The organism is Chitinophaga varians, assembly GCF_012641275.1.
GTDB lineage: Bacteria > Bacteroidota > Bacteroidia > Chitinophagales > Chitinophagaceae > Chitinophaga > Chitinophaga varians_A.
This window is the reverse complement of record NZ_JABAIA010000001.1, coordinates 1701487-1720095: the sequence shown is the minus strand read 5'-3', so window position 1 is coordinate 1720095 and position 18609 is coordinate 1701487. Positions and strand designations below refer to the sequence as shown.

Genomic DNA, 18609 nt, shown 5'->3' with positions numbered 1-18609 from the left:
TTGTGGTGATAAAAGTCTTGTCAAAGTTGACAGAACTCCACGAACTGCTGCAAGACCAGGTTGGCGGTTTCATATATTTCCCACATGCCCATATGTCCCACTTCATCAAAAATATGAATGCTGCTTACCCTGGGGAGGGTTATCTGCGGCAATATGATGTCTGTCGGTACGGCTGCATCATCTTTCCCGATGATGAACAGCACAGGTGTCGTTGTGTTTTTGAGTATGCCGGTGCGGTCCGGGCGCTGCATCATAGCTTCATAGTAGGCTATCATAGCTTCACCGGAGCACTGCATGCCCATTTGTACATAGGCGTCTGTACGGTCAGGCTGCGCGGTTTTGAACTTTGGGCTGAACATGTTGGGCAGTGTTTGTCTGGCAAATGTTTCAGCGCCATATTGTTGTATCATCCGGATGGATTTTGCCCTGGCTTCTTTTTTCTCTTCGGTGTCCGCGGTGGCGGTAGAATGGAACAGCCCCAGTCCCTGTACCAGCTGCGGATATTTCTCCAGGAACGCGAGGGCTACATAGCCGCCCATGGAGTGACCGATGATCGTTGCTTTATCCACATTTTCGGCTAACAGGATGGCATACACGTAATCTGCCATGGATTCCATGGTCAGTGGCGTTGTCAAAGGTACATTGCCCGCACCCGGAAGATCGGGGGTGATAACACGGAAGCGGTCTTTAAGATAGGCCTGCTGGATGTCCCAGATATGGGCGTTTTCTGCAAAACCGTGAATGAGCACTATCACCGGGCCGCTGCCCTGGTCCTCGTATTGGCTGTTTCCGTTATCCGTTGTTTTCCGCATGTCTTAAGCCGGGAATAAATCGTGAAATAAAAGCATGTACCAGCAACAAGATACAAAATATTACCGCTCCTTTGGACAGAAGATCGCCATTTCTGACGTAGAACGTTTGTTCCCGCCTGGGAGTTACATCTGCTTTAAAAACGGCTTCTTCCCAGTAGGGTTGCGGTTGGTACACGTTGCCTGCAGGATCTATCACCGCGGAGATGCCGGTGTTGGCGCTTCTCACCACCCATTTGCGGGTTTCGATGGCACGTATGCGGGCATATTGCAGATGTTGCCGGTGCCCTTCGGTACGGCCCCACCAGCCGTCATTGGTGATTACCATCAGCAGATCGGCGCCGGATTTGGTATGGTCGGCCACATAGTCACTGAAAACAGACTCATAACAAATGGTGGGGAATATATTGATGCTGTCTGCCGGGTTGGTCAGCAGGGTAACGCCGGGCGTGCGGCCATAGCCTCCGGTGATGCCGCCAAAATCCAGCGCCAGTGTTTGCATGAAGGAAAGGTACCGTACATAGGGTATTAATTCTACGCCGGGCACCAGTTCATATTTATGGTAAACCTGGATGTTTTGCGAGGTGTCAATTTGCAGGGCGGTGTTGAATGGTTCCCATGCCGTACCGTCTTCCATGCGGCGGGCGGTGGCAGGTACCTCCTCTGGTTCGCGGTACTGTTTCATGGTCACAGCGCCGGTGATCACTTTGGCTTTGGGGTACCGCTGCAGCATTCGGCGGATGGCCTGTATCTCAGGCTGGTAGTTCAACTGGTGTTCCCAGGCGCCCTGGGGGAACAGGGCCGTTTCCGGCCATACGATATAACGGGTATTACTGTCTGCTTTGGATTCCGAAAGACGGATGAACTTTTCCAGTTGCTGCATCACAGAGCTGGCTGTAAACTTTTCATCATAGGGATCAATGTTGGGCTGCACCACTACCACACCGATTTTTTGTGCCGGGTTGTCCGGAGTGGGATGAATGAATACGGAACAGAGCAGGGGCAGCAGGATGATGGCTGCCGGTTTCCATATTTCCTGGCGGAGCAGCTGGCCCCAGCTGAGGTCGTATATCCGTGCCCGTTTCCATACCTGGTAGATGGTGATATTGGCCAGCAGCACCCAGAGGGTGCCGCCGCTGGCGCCGGTGAACTGGTACCATTGTATCCATCCCGGCCGCAGGGCGAAGGCGTTGCCCAGTACCAGCCAGGGCCAGCTCAGTTCCCATGTCTGATGTATCAGTTCAAACGTGAGCCAATATACGATCAGGGCAAAGTAAGACATCGTTTCCGGCAGGCGCCGGCGGCTGTTTTTGTAGGCCAGCCAGGGAATGCTCATCAGCAGGGCATTAAAGCTGTTGGCAAATACGCCGCTGGCCGGTACGGTGGTGTTGCCCACCCACCAGGTGGTGGCCACGTTCCATATCAGCAAAGAGAAAAATATCCATCCGAAATATTTTCCCCTGTGATGTACTTTTTCAGTCAGGTATAATAATGGTGTGAAACCAATGAAGACCAGCGGGGTCAGAGGCATGGTAGGCCAGGCCAGCCATAACAACAGGCCGCTGAAAATACTGCAGAGAAAAGCGGATGATTTCATGATCGGATATAAATCAAAACAGGGGCGAAGATAAGGAAAGCACCCGCGCTATTTTAAGTAGATTTTAATGATTTAATTCAATATTAAAACGGACATTTATTATAAGTACAAGATAAAAAAAGTGAAAAGTTCTTGATAAGTAGAGAATATAGATTATAAAAAATCATATATATCTGCTCTTGAAAAGTTTAACAATTTTTTCATAATTTAGGCCATTCGATGATACATATCGGACTGATCGCATAAAAAGTATGTCACTGTCCACAACGCGTTTATAAAGTCAACTGGAGAGCCGTAGAAAGGAACGATGAAATGCAGGGCTGCAGGACGCAGCCATCAACCGAAGCAGTGGAACTTGTTAGAGTTAATGAAGGAAAGACGCAGGCTGGGCGTCATTATTTTCCAGCCAGGTTACGTTACCTTACTCGTGAAGCGACGATATAGGCCCGGTCCTCCCGGACCAGGTTTCCAATATTGTGCTTAAAAGGTTTTTGCATCATCTAAATCAAAAAAAACAACATCTAATCTAAAACAGCGACCAATTATCTGAACACTTAAGCCAAGTGCTTACCTAAAAACACCATTTTCCCGGATCATCACTGTCACATAACTGGCACTACGTCCCGGATCAGGATTTTATTGTCTACTAAAACCTTTTAGTATGTATAACCATAATGGCTATACGAACTAAGAGATGGCTATGCCATTGTTATCTGGTATCAGAAATCATCTTTCAAAATCTAAATTGCTCATGAAGAAAGGGTTATTCCTTTGGTTGTTCGTGACCATCTGTATGCTGCAGGCATATGCGCAAACACGGACCATTACCGGTAAAGTAACCGACGCAAAGGACGGTTCTCCCTTGCCTGGTGTAAACGTACTCATTAAAGGCACCTCCAAAGGCACCATTTCCGGACCGGACGGAAATTTCAAACTGGAAGCACCTGCGGGAGCTTCCCTCATTTTCTCATTTGTGGGATATGCCAACCAAACAGTGGCAGCGGATGCCAGCGGCAACCCGCTCGTAGTTAGACTGACTGGCAGCAACCAGTCACTCAATGAATTAGTGGTAACGGCACTGGGCATCAAACGCGACAAACGTACGCTCACGTACGCTACACAGGAAGTGAAAGGAGCCTCCATCGTGGAAGCTAAACAAAACAACCTGGTAAACGCATTGTCCGGTAAAGTGGCCGGCGTTCAAATCACCAACTCCAGCGGTATGCCCGGTAGCTCCGCCAGGATCGTGATCCGCGGTAACAGCTCCCTCACCGGTGAAAACCAGGCCCTCGTGGTAATCGACGGTATCCCTATGGATAACGGCGAAGCTGGTAACCCTGACGGCGCGCTCAGCGGTGGCGGTACCTCCAACCGCGCTGCTGATATCGATCCAAACATCATCGAAAGCATCAACGTGCTGAAAGGCTCCGCAGCGACTGCCCTCTATGGCTCCGCAGCGGCTAAAGGCGCGATCATCATCACCACCAAAAACGGCATGGGCGCCGGCGCTGGCAAACCTACAGTATCCGTAAGCTCCAGCTACTCCTTCGAGAATCCTATCCTGCCTAAGTTTCAGGATAAATACGCGCAAGGGTCCGGTGGTAAATATGTAAACGGTAACGCCGGTCAACTGGGCTCTGCTTCCTGGGGACCACTCATCGATACCCTGAAAGTAGGCGGTGTGCCTGTTCAGAAAAGAGACAACATCAAAGACTTCTTCCGTACCGGTCATACTACCGATAACAACGTGTCTGTAAGTGGTTACTCTGATAAGTCCAATTACCTGGTGTCTTACTCTTTCGTGAAAACCGACGGTACCATGCCGAATACCGATTATTCAAGGCATGCGCTGTTTGCTAAATATGGTATCGAGCTGGCTAAAAACCTGCGCCTCACCACACAGTTCAACTACATTCACTCTGACAACGACCGTCTGCTGGAAGGTAACGGCCTCGCAAATCCACTGTGGACCGTTTACGCAGCACCCATCTCCTGGAACCCGTTCCCGACCACTAAAGCCGACGGTTCCCAACAGGTGTACCGCGCTGCCCGTAACAACCCTTACTGGCTCGTAGACAACACCGGCCTGACAGATAAAGTAAACCGTATCATCCCGGTGATCAACCTGTCTTACTCTCCGCTTTCCTGGTTGACCATCACCGAAAGATTCGGCGCCGATATGTATGTGAACAACACCGACTATCATGAAAATATGGGTATCATCGGTTCCAAATCTGTTGACGGAAGATTATATAAACGCGATATCCAATACCAGCAGTTCAACCATGACCTGATCATCCAGGCACATAAAAACTTCGGTACCGACTGGACTACTGACCTGATCCTGGGTAACAACATCCTCTCCAACTACAATAACAACAACTATGTGGAAGGTGTCGGCCTGTCTGTTCCCGGTCTGTATACAGTGGCCAATACCAGCAATGTGACTTCCAACTATTACCTGTATAAATCCAGGAAAGTAGGCTTCTATGCACAGGCAAACGTAGAGTGGAGAAAAATGCTGACACTGGCGGTGACCGGCCGCTACGACGGTACTTCTGTATTGTCCAAAGACAAACAGTTCTACCCTTACGGTTCCGTAAGCGGCGGCTTCATCTTCACCGAAGCACTGGGCATGTCTAATAACAAGATCCTGAACTTCGGTAAACTGAGAGTGTCTTATTCTGCCGTAGGTAACGATAACGTAGGTCCTTACAGTTTAACCACTCCTTACATCAAAGCTTCCGTAGGCAACATCAATTTCCCCTTCCAGGGACAGAACGGTTACCTGCAAAGCACCACTTACGCTTATCCGCTTAAAAACGAAAGCGTAAAAGAATTTGAAGTTGGTCTGGAAACCAAATTCTTCCAAAACAGGGCCGGCCTGGAAGTGAGCTACTTCGACAGGAAAAGTGCCGACCTGCTGACCACCAGCACGCCGATTTCCGGTGCTACCGGTTATCCTGCTGCCAGCATGAACTCCGGTGACATGCGCAACAAAGGTGTGGAAGTAGTATTGAACATCACACCGATCAAAACCAAAAACCTGACATGGGACATCGGTGTTAACTATACCAAAATTGACAACAAGGTTACCAGGCTGGCGCCAGGTCTCAACAGCATCTTCCTGGCAGGTTTCACCACACCAGGTATTTATGCCTTTGCTGACCAGGCTTATGGCGTAATCATGGGCACACACTTCAAACGTAACGACGCCGGCCAGATGTTGCTGAGCGATGATGGTTACCCGCAGGTGGCTGATGATATTGCTCCTATCGGCCACGTAACACCGAAATGGCTGGGCGGTCTTACCAGTACCCTCACCTGGAAGGCGTTTACTTTCTCCTTTGTGCTCGATCACAAACATGGTGGCGATATCCTCAATCTGGACAATCACTACCTGTTGTTCTACGGTACACCAAAGGTTACTGAAAACCGTGGCTCTAACGTGGTATTCCCAGGTGTGATAGAAAGCACTGGCAAACAGAACACGCTGTCAGTACCATATACACAGGCCTATTATACCAACATCTATTCCGCTGCTGATGAAAGCTCTATCGAAGACGGTTCTTTCCTGAAATTAAGACAGGTATCACTGGGTTACAACTTCGGTCATATGCTGAAAGGAACACCTTTTAAATCACTGGCAGTGAATGTTACCGGTACCAACTTTATCCTGCATAAAAACTATACCGGTTCCGATCCTGAAGTGAGCCTCAACGGTAGCGGCAATGGTCAGGGCTTCGCTAACTTCATGGTGCCTTCCAACCATACCGTGATCATCGGTTTAAAAGCAACCTTTTAGTAGTATTTAAAAGCATAACAATCATGAGAAGATTACATATAGCCACCATATTTTTAAGCACCGTGCTGTTGGGTAGCGGCTGTAAAAAGTTCCTGGACGTAAACCAGGACCCTAATAACCCGATGCAGGTATCGGAAAAACTGGTCCTTCCGCCAGTGGAAGTTACTATGTCCACACAGGTAGTAGGTGGTTTCAATGGCGTAAACGGCGCTTATTGGATGCAACAGTTGTCCCAGAACCAGCCATCACCTGGTCAGGAAACCTACCGTATTTTCCCGGTAGATGTGGACAATACCTGGACCTTCTACATTTATCCCAACATCCTCAACAACCTCCGGTTGATGATGGACCAGGCCAGAGCTGCCGGTCATAACGAATACATGGCGATCGGTAAAACGTTGTTTGCCTTCAACCTGGCTATTGCCACAGACGTGTGGGGCAACGTGCCTTACACCGACGCAATGAAACTGCCGGCTATTTCCCGTCCGAAATACGATAGCCAGGAATCTATTTACCAGGTGTTGCAGTCTACGCTTGACAGTGCCATCTATTTTGCCAGTCAGCCGAAAAGCGCTGTGGCTCCCGGTTCAGATGATTATATCTACCAGGGTAATATGGCCAAATGGAAAAAACTGGCTTACATGCTGAAAGCCCGTTTTTATCTGCGCCTCACCAAAGCGCCCGGCCATACGGCCGCTGCACAGGCAGACCTCGCCCTGGCGGCGCTGGCCAACGCTTTTGCTGATAACAGCGATAACGCTATGGTGACTTACACCGGCGCTGCACAGGCAGAAAGCCCCTGGTTTAAAAACACAGAACCAGGCGCCGGCGGCGTAGTGATGAACAAAACCTTCGTCGATTTCCTGAAGAGCAATAATGACCCGCGTCTGCCAATCATCGCTACCACCGATGCGGATGGCGGTTATACCGGCCGTACGCCGGGTGCCACTACTGTTCCCGATCCGACCGTATTGTCCCAGGTGAACAGCTTCTATGCATCCGCTGATGCACCTTTGTACCTCGCTACTTACACAGAAGCAATGTTCATCAAGGCAGAAGCTACTTTCCTTAAATCAGGCGCCACTGCTGCCACTCCAGTATATCAGGCAGCTATCAAAGCGCATATGGACATGCTGAAAGTAGGTGCAGCTGATGCACAGGCTTATATCAACAGCCGCCCCGCACTCACAGATGCCAATGCTTTACAGCAGATCATCTATGAAAAATACGTGGCAGGCTTCCTCTCTATCGAAACCTACAATGACTGGAGACGTACCGGTTATCCGCAGCTGTCACTGCCGGAAAATCCATTCGTGAACTACATCCCGAGAAGATGGCCTTATCCTTCCAATGAAATCCTGGCTAACCCGCAGCCGGACCAGAAGGTGACCACCGCTGACCGGGTATGGTGGGACGCGAAATAACGTTACCGCATAAACGAAAAAGACCGAAGCACATTGCTTCGGTCTTTTTTTGTTTATATACGATCTTGAATTAACGGCTATAGTTCGGTGCTTCCTTGGTGATCACCACATCGTGCGGGTGATTTTCTTTCACGGTAGCAGCAGTGATTTTCACAAACTGTGCAGCTTGCAGGGCTTTCACGTCTTTAGAACCGGTGAGTCCCATACCTGCGCGCAGACCGCCAACAAATTGCTGGATAACTTCAGACAGGTAGCCTTTGTAAGGTACACGGCCTACGATGCCTTCCGGGACCAGTTTCTTGATATCGTCTTCATCCTGGAAGTAACGGTCTTTACTGCCTTCCTGCATGGCTTCGATAGAGCCCATGCCACGGTAGGATTTGAATTTACGGCCTTCGTAGATGATGGTTTCTCCGGGGCTTTCTTCCACACCGGCGAAGATAGAGCCCGCCATGATACAGGAAGCGCCGGCAGCGATAGCTTTTACCATGTCACCGGTATAACGGATACCGCCATCGGCGATTACCGGGATGCCCAGTTTCTTCAATGCTTCAGAAGCTTCCAGGATAGCCGACAGCTGAGGGAAACCAGCGCCGGTTACGATGCGGGTGGTACAGATAGAACCTGGCCCTACACCTACTTTCACTGCGTCAGCGCCCGCCTGTGCCAGTGCCAGCGCACCTTCTGCGGTAGCAACGTTACCAGCGATCACCTGCAGTTTAGGGAATGCTTTCTTTAATTTTTTGAGCGTATTGATCACTGCGATAGAGTGACCATGGGAGCTGTCCAGGCAAACGACGTCAACACCTACATTGATGAGGGCCTGGGCGCGGTCCAGTACATCGGGGGTAATGCCCAGTGCAGCACCTACCAGCAAACGGCCGAATTCATCTTTTACGGCATTGGGATAGCTGGTGAGCTGCAGAATGTCGCGATAAGTGATCAGGCCAACCAGTTTGCCTTGTTTGTTAACAACCGGCAGCTTTTCAATTTTATATTGCTGAAGGATTTTTTCCGCTTTTTTCAGATCGGTGCCTTCTGGTGCTGTGATGAGTTTTTCACTGGTCATAACTTCAGCTACCAGGCGCTTTTTGTTTCTCTCGAAACGCAGGTCCCTGTTAGTCAGAATACCAACCAGTTTGTTATTGTCATCGATAATGGGAATACCACCAATGCCGTTTTCTTTCATGAGCTTCAGCGCCTGGCCAATAGTGGCATCGGCTTTCAGGGTAACGGGGTCCATAATCAGACCGCTTTCGCTGCGTTTTACCCTTCTTACCATCTCCGCTTGTCTTTCGATGCTCATGTTTTTATGGAGAATACCTATACCCCCTTCTCTCGCCAGCGCGATAGCCAGATTGGCTTCTGTCACAGTGTCCATAGCCGCTGATACCATCGGAATGTTCAGACGTATGTTCTTGGTGAGTTGCGTAGAGATGTTTACTTCTTTAGGCAGAACTTCGCTGTAGGCCGGCACGAGGAGCACGTCGTCAAAGGTAAGGCCGTCAGCTACAAATTTGGGTTTAGATTTTCCCGCAGGCATGATGCAATTATTAATCAGTTAAAAAATAATTGCACGCAAATGTAGCTCTATTTTGCCAATAAATAAAATATTCACCACCAGCAGCATCCTGATCGCATGTTAATATTACGTTATTAACACTGATCGCGGACTTATATAATCAGCTCGTAACGCTGTCCGGGCAAGCTTTTGAGTACTGTTTGCATTTCAAGTCTGAACAACGCTTCCGCCACCTGGCTACCGGTAAGGCCGGTCAACAGATACAATTCTTCTACGTGCCGTGGCGACTTCTCCCGGAATAACAACAGCAGTTTTTGTTCATTGTCTGACAATTGTAAAAACAATTCCCTTTGGACCGCCGCAGGCTTCGACTTCTCTTCCCATCCCATCATTTGTAATACATCCGCCGCTCCGGTGATCAACATGGCTTTATTATTTTTTATCAGATGATTACAGCCTGCTGCCAATGGATCATCTGCCCGCCCCGGGATACAGAACACGTCCCGGTGGTAGCCGCTGGCCAGATCTGCCGTGATCAGCGAGCCTCCCTGTAGCCCGCTTTCTATCACCACGGTGGCATCACAGATACCAGCCACAATACGGTTGCGCTTGGGGAAGTTCTGCCTGTCCGGCAAGTGCCCGCTCATAAAATCGGTCAACAACCCGCCCTGTGCCATCATGGCCACTGCCGTGCCTTTATGGGCCGCCGGATAGATACGGTCCAGCCCATGCGCCAACACGCCAATAGTAGGCGTACTGGCCTGTAAAGCGGTTTCGTGGGCCAGTATATCAATACCATAGGCCAGCCCGCTGACAACTGTCACCTGCGCGGCAGCCAGCTCTTCCGTCAGTTGCCGGCAAATACGCCTGCCATAGGCCGATGGCCTCCTGGTGCCCACCACACTCACCATACGCGTGGCATTCAGCGAAGCAGCGCCTTTAAAATATAACAGCACGGGACTGTCATAACAGTGATGCAGCCGCTGTGGATAGTCGGGGTCTGTACAGAACAATGCCCGGATACCATACCGCTCCATAAAAAGTATCTCTTTCTCAGCTTCGCTGAAATCACGGAAGCTGCGGATGGCATTGGCCCTGATACTGCCCACTGTTTCGATGCATTCCAGCTCCCGCCGCCGCGCGCGGAAAATATCACCGGCACTGCCAAATGTCTCCAGCAGCTTACGGATAATCACATCGCCAATTAAAGGAATACGGGTTAAAGCTATCTGGTATAGCAACTCCTGGGGCATAACAAACAATTTCCTTTTAAATTACGAATTTCCCGTCAGCACACATGTTGCCGGAACCATTTATTTTTGCAGTCAACAACAGTAATTTTTATGATGAAAAGGTTATGGACAGGTACACTGCTGCTGGGAATGCTGGCCTGTAAAACAACAACGCCGGTAGCTGTACAAACACCCGCTGCCCCGGCTACGCAACTCACACCTTACGGCCCCGCATGGGCTGCCTTGTGGCAACAGCAGTCTGGCGAATACAAGGCCCTCTGCCTGCAAGCCTATCAGCTGGCGGCTTTGCGGCTCGATCAGTACCTGGCGCAACCCCATCATTTGCCACTGGCGGTCGTAACAGACATCGATGAAACAGTGCTCGACAACAGCCCCTATTCGGTACATCAGGCGCTTAACGGCAAAAGTTATGATGAGAAAAGCTGGATGGAATGGACTGCTAAAGCCATGGCTGATACAGTGCCAGGCGCTCCCAACTTTTTTAAATACGCAGCCGCCAAAGGCGTGAAAGTGTTCTATATCACCAACAGACTGGAAGCTGAAAGGGCCGCTACGCTGAAAAACCTGCAACGCTACGGCTTCCCTGACGCAGATGATCAGCACCTGTTGCTGAAAACCGCCGGCTCCGGTAAGGAACCCCGCCGCCAGCAAGTGTTGCAGCAGTACGAGATTGTGCTGCTATTCGGGGATAACCTCAGCGACTTCGCCGCCGCTTTCGATAAAAAAACTGTTGCGGAAAGAAATAGTACGGCCCTGCAATCCGCTGCCAGCTTCGGTAGCCGGTATATCGTGCTGCCCAATCCGATGTACGGCGACTGGGAAGGGGCATTGTATAACTATCAATATAAACTCACGCCACAACAGAAAGACAGCGTGATGAAAGCACAACTGCGGAACTATTAAAATATCTACGGATCTTTTGATTTCGTGTGTTGATAAAGCGAAGGCCGAAACAGGTTGATACACAACTTGCTTCGGTCTTCGCTTTTATCCTTGTTATTGATTCACGAATCAAAAAATTCCTAAATCTATTCTACGCTGACGATACGAAACACCGTTCTCCTGTTGGTGGCGCGTCCTTCCTCCGTGTCGTTGGTGGCAATCGGCTGTGTTTCCCCATAACCTTTGAAGGTGAGCCGGTTCACCGAGATACCCTTGTCTGTCAGGTATTTCACCACTGCCTTGGCCCGATTGGCGGACAGCACCATGTTGTCTTTATCGGAACCTATATTGTCGGTATGACCGGCGATTTCAATTTTAATCGCCGGGTTGTCCTGCATCAGTTTCACCAGTTTGTCCAGCTCTGTCACGGATGCCGGTTCAAGACTGAACTGGTTGCTCTGGAAGAAAATGTTATGCAGGACAATGCTGGCGTTAACGGCCAGTGGCTGCAACGGAATATTTTTCTCAAAAGGTGTTCCGGGGTGATGATCTTTCAGGGAGAAGTTATCAGAATAGAACAAATATCCTTTCTTGTTCACATGGAAAGCATAGTCCTTTCCTACCGGCAGCGGCGCCAGGAAATCGCCGTTATCGTTTGTTTTAACGGCGGCGATAGTGTAACCGCCTTGCAGGTCTATCACGTCAATATTGGCGGTCAGTCTTTTGTGGGTAGTGGTATCATACACATAGCCTTTTACGTAAAGGGTTTGCAGTGGCCGTGCTTCAGGATAAAGTTCAAAGCGGTAGATGTCCAGGGCGCCGCGGGTGTCGGAACGGTCGGAGGCAAAATAAGCGGTTTTGCCATTGGCTTCTACTACGAGCGAGGCATCTTCATCGATGGTATTGATAGGATAACCCAGGTTGGTGGCGGGTCCCCAGCTGCCGTCAGGCTGACGGCGGGAGTAAAAAATGTCGAGGCCACCGTAGCCGGGATGCCCGTTGGACGCGAAATACAGCGTTTGCCCGTCTGCGTGGATGAAAGGCGTGGTTTCCCTGCCTGGGGTGTTGATATTGGGACCAAGGCGCTCCGGCACGCTCCAGCGGCCGTTTTCCTGTCGGCGGCTCATGAAGATGTCGGCGCCTGCATCGGTTGTTTCGCGGGCGAAATAAAGCGTTTGTTTATCGGCAGACAGGCAGGGCTGAGATTCCCAGTCCCGCGTATTGATCGGTGCGCCGATGTTCTGTGGCGCTGTCCAGCCGTCGGGCGTTTTCTCGGAATAGTAGATGTCGCAGCTGCCTTTGCCTTCGGGAAATTCGCAACCGGTAAATACCAGCAATGTACCGTCCTGTGAGATGTTCTGGGCGCCTTCATTGAACGAGGTGTTTACCGGTTCGCCCATATTCTGCGCGGGCTGCCAGCCGCTGCTGTCGCGGCGGGAGATGAAAAAGTCTTCATTGCGGCCATTTACACGGCGGGTATAAATCAATGTTTGTGCGTCGATGGTGAGCGACGGAAAATATTCAGGGTCTTTACTGTTGATATTATCTCCCAGGTTTTCCGGATGAAAAGGCACCTGTTGATGCTGGCTGACGGCAAACTCATAATTGTCCCTGAGCCTTTCGGCGTTTTTATTCAGTGTTTTGCTGGTGGCAAGATATTGGCGGATGACATTCAGGGCGCTCTGAAAATCGCCGGTGCCGGCCAGTGAGCGGGAATAAGCTACCATCACCGGTTTGAGCCCGCTGCTGTCCAGTTGTTTCAGTTTGGTGAAACTTTCTTTGGCCGCGGAATAATTTTTCAGATCGATATAACAAAGGCCCATCTGGCCATAGGCGTCGGTGAAGCCCGGCGCCACTTTGATGGCGTTTTGCAGCTGGTCGATCGCATCTTTGCTTCTGTACATGCGGACGGCGTCTACTGCCTCGTCAAAGAAGGCTTTTGCTTTTTTAGGGGCTGTCTCGTAAGTAACTGTCTGGGCTTGTATTTGCAGGCAACAGCACCATAAACAGGCGGATAATAACAGCGTACGTTTCATAAATGTTTCTGGGTTGTGTAACGAAGATAGAAGATAAAACGAAGAAGCCACTGCTTTCATTGCAGTGGCTTCTTCGTTTTATCTTCTCCCCTAAGGTACATTGATGTATTTATGTACCTGTAAAGACAGGCCCCATTCGGGATGGTCTTTGATATAGTCAATGATCAGTGGCGTCATTTCTGCGCTGCGGTCCCATTCCGGCGCGAGGTACAGCTTACATTGTTTGCTGACCAGCGCTGCATATTTTTCTGCCCAGGCAAAGTCGGATTTGTTGAAGATGACCACTTTCAGTTCGCTGGCCACTTTACATACTTCCGGCAGCGGCGCCTTGAATTTTTTGGGCGACAGGGTGATCCAGTCCCAGCTGCCGCTGAGCGGAGAGGAGCCGGATGTTTCCATATGGGTGCGGAACCCTTTTTTATGCAGGGCTTTGGTGAGCGCGTCCAGGTTATGCATCAGTGGTTCGCCACCGGTGATAACGGCAAGCCGGCCCGGATGGGCAGCAGCCTCTTCCACGATCTCCGTGATCTCGCGTTGCGGGTGTTTTAAGGCATCCCAGCTCTCTTTTACGTCGCACCAATGGCAACCTACGTCACAACCGCCCAGCCTGATGAAATAGGCTGCCTTGCCCTGATAGTAGCCTTCTCCCTGAAGGGTGTAGAAGCTTTCCATCACGGGCAGGGTGCTGGTTTTGATATTTGTTGTTATTACTGACATGATTTACGGCACAAAGTTCGGGTATTACCGCAACTTTTAGTTCATACTTCCTTTCAGGCCGATGTTGGCGTGATAGGTATTTTTCAGCAGGGCTGCGATGGTCATCGGACCTACGCCGCCAGGCACTGGCGTAATGAAGCTGCATTTAGGCGCTACTTCATCAAATTTAACGTCTCCCTTGAGGCGGAAACCGCTCTTTTTGGAAGCGTCAGCCACCCGGTTGATTCCTACGTCCACTACTACGGCGCCTTCTTTGACCATATCGGCGGTCACAAAGTCCGGTTTACCGATGGCAGCAATGATGATATCGGCCTGTCGGCATATTTCTGCCAGGTTTTGTGTGCGGGAGTGGGTGAGGGTAACGGTGCAGTTGCCAGGGTTGGTGTTGCGGCTCAGCAGGATGCTTACCGGTGTGCCCACAATATGGCTGCGGCCTATTACTACCGCGTGTTTGCCGGCAGTAGGAATGTTATAATGTTCCAGCATCAGCATGATGCCATAAGGAGTAGCAGGGATAAAGGCTGGTAAACCGCTCACCATTTTACCCACGTTCATGGGGTGGAAGCCGTCTACGTCTTTGCTGGGATCGATAGTGTTGATCACCAGTTCTTCGTTGATGTGTTTAGGTAAAGGCAGTTGCACCAGGATACCGTCCACATCTGCATTTTCATTGAGCAAAATGATCTGGTCCAGCAGGTGCTTTTCGGAAATCTGTTCGTCGAAACGGAGCAGGGTGGAGTTGTAGCCACATTCTGCACAGGATTTTACCTTGGAAGCCACATAAGTTTCGCTGGCGGGATTGTTACCTACCAGTATGGCCGCGAGATGAGGTACTTTTTTACCAGCAGCCTTTAATTCAGCCACCTGAGCGGCTAATTGGGCTTTAATAGCCTCAGAAACGAGTTTACCGTCTAAAATTTGCATGTGCAAAGGTACAAATGAATTGCGAATTACGAATTACAATTACGAATTGAGGGCTGCTTTACGGAAAGGCTACTTAATAACCGTCCCATAAAACAGCCCTCAATTCGTAAATGTCATTCGTAATTGATTGCGCGGCATTCGGCAAAACAAGCGACCAGGGGCAGCGCTTGTTTTGCCCGGGCATTGCGCCCGTCAGAATGCGCGATAGTGGAAATTATAAGGCAAAACTTGCATATAAATCTCCCTGCTGCCCACGGGCGGCAGGGAAAGATTTTTGATCACATCGGAAAGCATTAGATTTTTGGTGCGGCAGCGAGGATTTCAGCGTCTGCAGCGGCAGCATATTTCTCAAAATTGCGGATGAACTGGGCGGCCAGGTCTTTCGCCTTTTCGTCATAGGCTGCTTTGTCATTCCAGGTATTACGCGGGTCCAGGATTTCAGCCGGAACACCGGGGCAGCTGTCAGGCATCGCCACGCCGAATACAGGATGAGGATGGAAGGTGGCGTTGTCCAGCTCGCCTTTCAGGGCGGCAGAGATCATCGCACGGGTGTAAGACAGTTTGATACGGCTGCCAATGCCATAAGCACCGCCGGTCCAGCCGGTATTGATCAGCCATACGTTCACCTGGTGACGGCGCATTTTCTCACCGAGCATCTGGGCGTACTGTGCCGGGTGCAGCGGAATGAAAGGCGCGCCAAAGCAGGCGCTGAAGGTTGATTTAGGTTCGGTGACACCTGCTTCTGTGCCGGCTACCTTGGCGGTATAGCCGGAAATAAACTGGTACATGGCCTGGCCGGGCGTCAGCCGGGAAACTGGCGGTAATACGCCGTAAGCGTCGCAGGTCAGGAAGAATATGTTTTTAGGAATGCCTCCAATGGAAGGTTCCAGTGCATTGTCAATATAAGACAGTGGGTAAGACACCCGTGTGTTTTCCGTAATGGTACAATCAGTGTAGTTAACAGTATTGGTGCCGGGGAAGAATTGGATGTTCTCCAGCAGGGCGCCAGGGCGTACTGCCCGGAATATCTGCGGCTCTTTTTCTTCAGAGAGGTCGATACACTTGGCATAACAACCGCCTTCAAAGTTAAACACGCCGGTGGATGTCCAGCCGTGTTCATCGTCGCCGATCAGTTTACGGGAAGGATCTGCACTGAGGGTGGTTTTACCGGTGCCGCTCAAACCGAAGAAGATGGCAGTATCGCCTTCATCTCCCTGATTGGCGGAGCAGTGCATGCTCAGCACCTGTTTGTCATGTGGCAGCACATAGTTAAGGATGGTGAAAATGCCTTTTTTGATTTCTCCGGTATAAGCGCTACCACCGATAATGATGGTTTTACGGGAGAAGCTTACCATGCTGAAGTTACCCTGCCGGGTGCCGTCAACGGCAGGATCTGCCAGAAAGCCCGGGGCCTGGATAACGGTCCAGTCGGTATGCATGTAGTCCAGTTCTTCTTCCGTGGGGCGCAGGAACATATTATAGGCAAACAGGCTTGACCAGGGCAGTTCCGTCACTACCTTGATGTTAACCCGGTAATCCTGGTCCGCGCAGGCATAGCAGTCACGTACCCATATGTCTTTGCCGGTAAAATAGGCAGTGATTTTTTTGTACAGGCGGTCAAATACGTCTGCAGAAACGGGAATGTTAAAGTCGTTCCAGTTAACAGTGTCAGCTGTAAGGTCGTCTTTTACAATAAACTTGTCTTTGGGTGATCTGCCGGTAAATTGGCCGGTATTGACGGCCAGCGCTCCTGTGTCGGCCAGTACGCCTTGTTTTCTGGCTAATGTCTGTTCAACCAGTTTCTCTGGAGACAGCTGGTAATATACATTCGACACATTCTCTATGCCCAGTTCCCGTAAGTCAGCAACAGGGTTCCTTACGCTACTCATTTGCATAAAAAGCAAGATTGTTTTGGTGTAATGGCAAAACTAGGCATTTTTTGATATCGTCAAATTTTATCGGTGTTACACCACTAAAATTTAGATAAATTGAGTGGTACCCGGGGTTATTGTTGATGGATTTTTAATTTGGCTGCGTTTCCTTGCAGTATTTCAAACGACGGCTGTGTGAATATAACATTAAGTATTCGCAAGGGAGTATCAGTATTTATCCGGCTCTTCCCGCTTTTTAACCAGTTTTCCTGAATTTAAATTTATCACACAGCGGATTCATGAAATCACAAAATTTTGGCCTAGGTTTGGAGCCTCATTTGAAATACAGACGATATGAAGAATCTGCCCTTGGACTCGCAGCTGTTTGTTAAAAACCGTGCGCGTTTTGTGGCCAAAATGCAGCCACAGTCAATAGCTATTATCAACTCCAATGATGAATTGCCGACCAACGGCGATGCGTTGCATAAGTTTAAACAAAACTCCGATCTGTACTGGCTTACCGGCATCGATCAGGAGGATACCATGGTGGTATTATATCCGGACAATCCCGATCCGAAATACCGGGAAGTACTGGTACTGGTACGTCCTAATGAGTTGAAAGAAAAATGGGACGGCCACCGCCTGCGCAAGGACGAAGCCTTTGCCATCTCCGGCATCGGCACTGTAGTGTGGCTCGACAGCCTCGACGCCCTGCTGCAGCAATGGATCAATGATGCTTCCAACATCTACCTGAACTCCAATGAAAATAACCGCAAAGCCAGTCTGGTGCCGGTAAGGGATTACCGCTACGCACAGGAAATGAAGCTCCGCTACCCGCTGCACAACTATCTCCGGGCCGCCGTTATCTTCAAGGAACTGCGCGCGGTGAAAACAGCAGAAGAAGTGAAAGTGATACAGCAAGCGGTAGACATTACGGAAAAAGCATTCCGCCGCATCCTGAAATTTATTAAACCGGGAGTATGGGAACACGAAATCCATGCTGAAATTGTACATGAATTTCTGCGCAACCGCTCCGCCGGTGAGGCTTATGGCTCTATTATCGCTTCAGGTGACCGTGCCCGTACCCTGCACTATGTGTCCAACAACCAGGAGTGTAAAGATGGTGAACTGATCCTGATGGACTTCGGCGCGGAATACGGCGGCTATAACGCTGACCTTACCCGTACTGTACCTGTAAACGGTAAATTCACCGACCGCCAGCGCCAGGTGTATAATGCCTGCCTGCATCTGCATAACTATGCGAAAAGCATTCTCCGCCCCGGCATTACCATCGCTAAATACCACGAAATGGTAGGAGAGGAAGCCGGTAAAGAATTCGTAAAACTGGGACTGATTACGGAAGCGGACATCAAAAACCAGGACCCTGAATCCCCGGCTTACCGCAAATACCTGTATCATGGCATCTCCCATCACCTGGGCGTAGACGTGCATGACCTGGGCCCGTCTTTACACCAGCCTATTCCGGAAGGCGCGGTGATGACCGTTGAACCAGGCATCTACATAGAAGAAGAGAAAATGGGCGTTCGCATTGAGAATAACATATGGCTTACTGCCAGCGGCAATGTGGACCTTTTCAAAAATATTCCTGTCACTGCTGAGGAGATCGAAGCACTGATGAAATAATCCAGTTAATTACGAATTACGAATTACGAATTACAAATTACGAATGGAGGGTTTCTTTACAGAGCGGTTAGTTATTAACCTTTCGATAAGGAAACCCTCCATTCGTAATTTGTAATTCGTAATTT

Annotated in this window: 12 protein-coding genes; 4 read left to right on the top strand and 8 right to left on the bottom strand. The window is 49.9% G+C overall.

Features of this window, described 5'->3' with window-relative positions; genetic code table 11:
• Window positions 1–20 precede the first annotated feature (20 nt).
• On the bottom strand, window positions 21–812 hold the full coding sequence (locus HGH92_RS06925; RefSeq protein WP_168869998.1) for an alpha/beta fold hydrolase: 792 nt from the start codon (window positions 810–812) through the stop codon (window positions 21–23).
• The gene (lnt, locus tag HGH92_RS06920) at window positions 793–2406 is read right to left on the bottom strand and encodes an apolipoprotein N-acyltransferase (protein ID WP_168869997.1); all 1614 of its coding nucleotides are present in this window, start codon (window positions 2404–2406) and stop codon (window positions 793–795) included. Before lnt ends, HGH92_RS06925 begins: the two co-directional genes overlap by 20 nt.
• 751 nt (window positions 2407–3157) lie before the next feature.
• On the opposite strand from lnt, the gene HGH92_RS06915 reads away from it, so the two are divergent.
• Both HGH92_RS06915 and HGH92_RS06910 read left to right on the top strand, forming a co-directional pair.
• A complete protein-coding gene (locus HGH92_RS06915; RefSeq protein ID WP_168869996.1) occupies window positions 3158–6211 on the top strand; it encodes a SusC/RagA family TonB-linked outer membrane protein in 3054 nt (1017 codons plus the stop codon).
• Window positions 6212–6234: 23 nt separating this feature from the next.
• On the top strand, window positions 6235–7635 hold the full coding sequence (locus tag HGH92_RS06910) for a SusD/RagB family nutrient-binding outer membrane lipoprotein (RefSeq protein WP_168869995.1): 1401 nt from the start codon (window positions 6235–6237) through the stop codon (window positions 7633–7635).
• A gap of 70 nt (window positions 7636–7705) precedes the next feature.
• On the opposite strand, the gene guaB is transcribed toward HGH92_RS06910, so the two are convergent.
• Both guaB and dprA read right to left on the bottom strand, forming a co-directional pair.
• On the bottom strand, window positions 7706–9178 hold the full coding sequence (gene guaB / locus HGH92_RS06905) for an IMP dehydrogenase (protein ID WP_168869994.1): 1473 nt from the start codon (window positions 9176–9178) through the stop codon (window positions 7706–7708).
• 131 nt (window positions 9179–9309) lie between these two features.
• Window positions 9310–10410, bottom strand: a complete 1101-nt coding sequence (gene dprA, locus HGH92_RS06900; RefSeq protein ID WP_168869993.1) for a DNA-processing protein DprA — start codon at window positions 10408–10410, stop codon at window positions 9310–9312.
• Window positions 10411–10500: 90 nt separating this feature from the next.
• Between dprA and HGH92_RS06895 the strand changes: the two genes are divergently transcribed.
• On the top strand, window positions 10501–11313 hold the full coding sequence (locus HGH92_RS06895; protein ID WP_168869992.1) for a 5'-nucleotidase, lipoprotein e(P4) family: 813 nt from the start codon (window positions 10501–10503) through the stop codon (window positions 11311–11313).
• Between the two features lie 125 nt (window positions 11314–11438).
• Here the strand turns inward: HGH92_RS06895 and HGH92_RS06890 are convergent, their stop codons facing one another.
• From HGH92_RS06890 to pckA, 4 genes are all read right to left on the bottom strand, one after another.
• On the bottom strand, window positions 11439–13328 hold the full coding sequence (locus HGH92_RS06890; protein ID WP_168869991.1) for an OmpA family protein: 1890 nt from the start codon (window positions 13326–13328) through the stop codon (window positions 11439–11441).
• Window positions 13329–13418: 90 nt separating this feature from the next.
• Window positions 13419–14045: a 7-carboxy-7-deazaguanine synthase QueE gene (locus HGH92_RS06885; RefSeq protein WP_168869990.1), complete on the bottom strand. Its 627-nt coding sequence runs from the start codon at window positions 14043–14045 to the stop codon at window positions 13419–13421.
• Window positions 14046–14081: 36 nt separating this feature from the next.
• A complete protein-coding gene (folD, locus tag HGH92_RS06880; RefSeq protein WP_168869989.1) occupies window positions 14082–14969 on the bottom strand; it encodes a bifunctional methylenetetrahydrofolate dehydrogenase/methenyltetrahydrofolate cyclohydrolase FolD in 888 nt (295 codons plus the stop codon).
• 293 nt (window positions 14970–15262) lie between these two features.
• Window positions 15263–16864, bottom strand: coding sequence for a phosphoenolpyruvate carboxykinase (ATP) (gene pckA / locus HGH92_RS06875; protein ID WP_168869988.1), 1602 nt, complete (start codon window positions 16862–16864; stop codon window positions 15263–15265).
• A gap of 330 nt (window positions 16865–17194) precedes the next feature.
• Here pckA and HGH92_RS06870 point away from each other — a divergent pair, with 330 nt between their 5' ends.
• On the top strand, window positions 17195–18484 hold the full coding sequence (locus HGH92_RS06870) for an aminopeptidase P N-terminal domain-containing protein (RefSeq protein ID WP_168869987.1): 1290 nt from the start codon (window positions 17195–17197) through the stop codon (window positions 18482–18484).
• Window positions 18485–18609 lie beyond the last annotated feature (125 nt).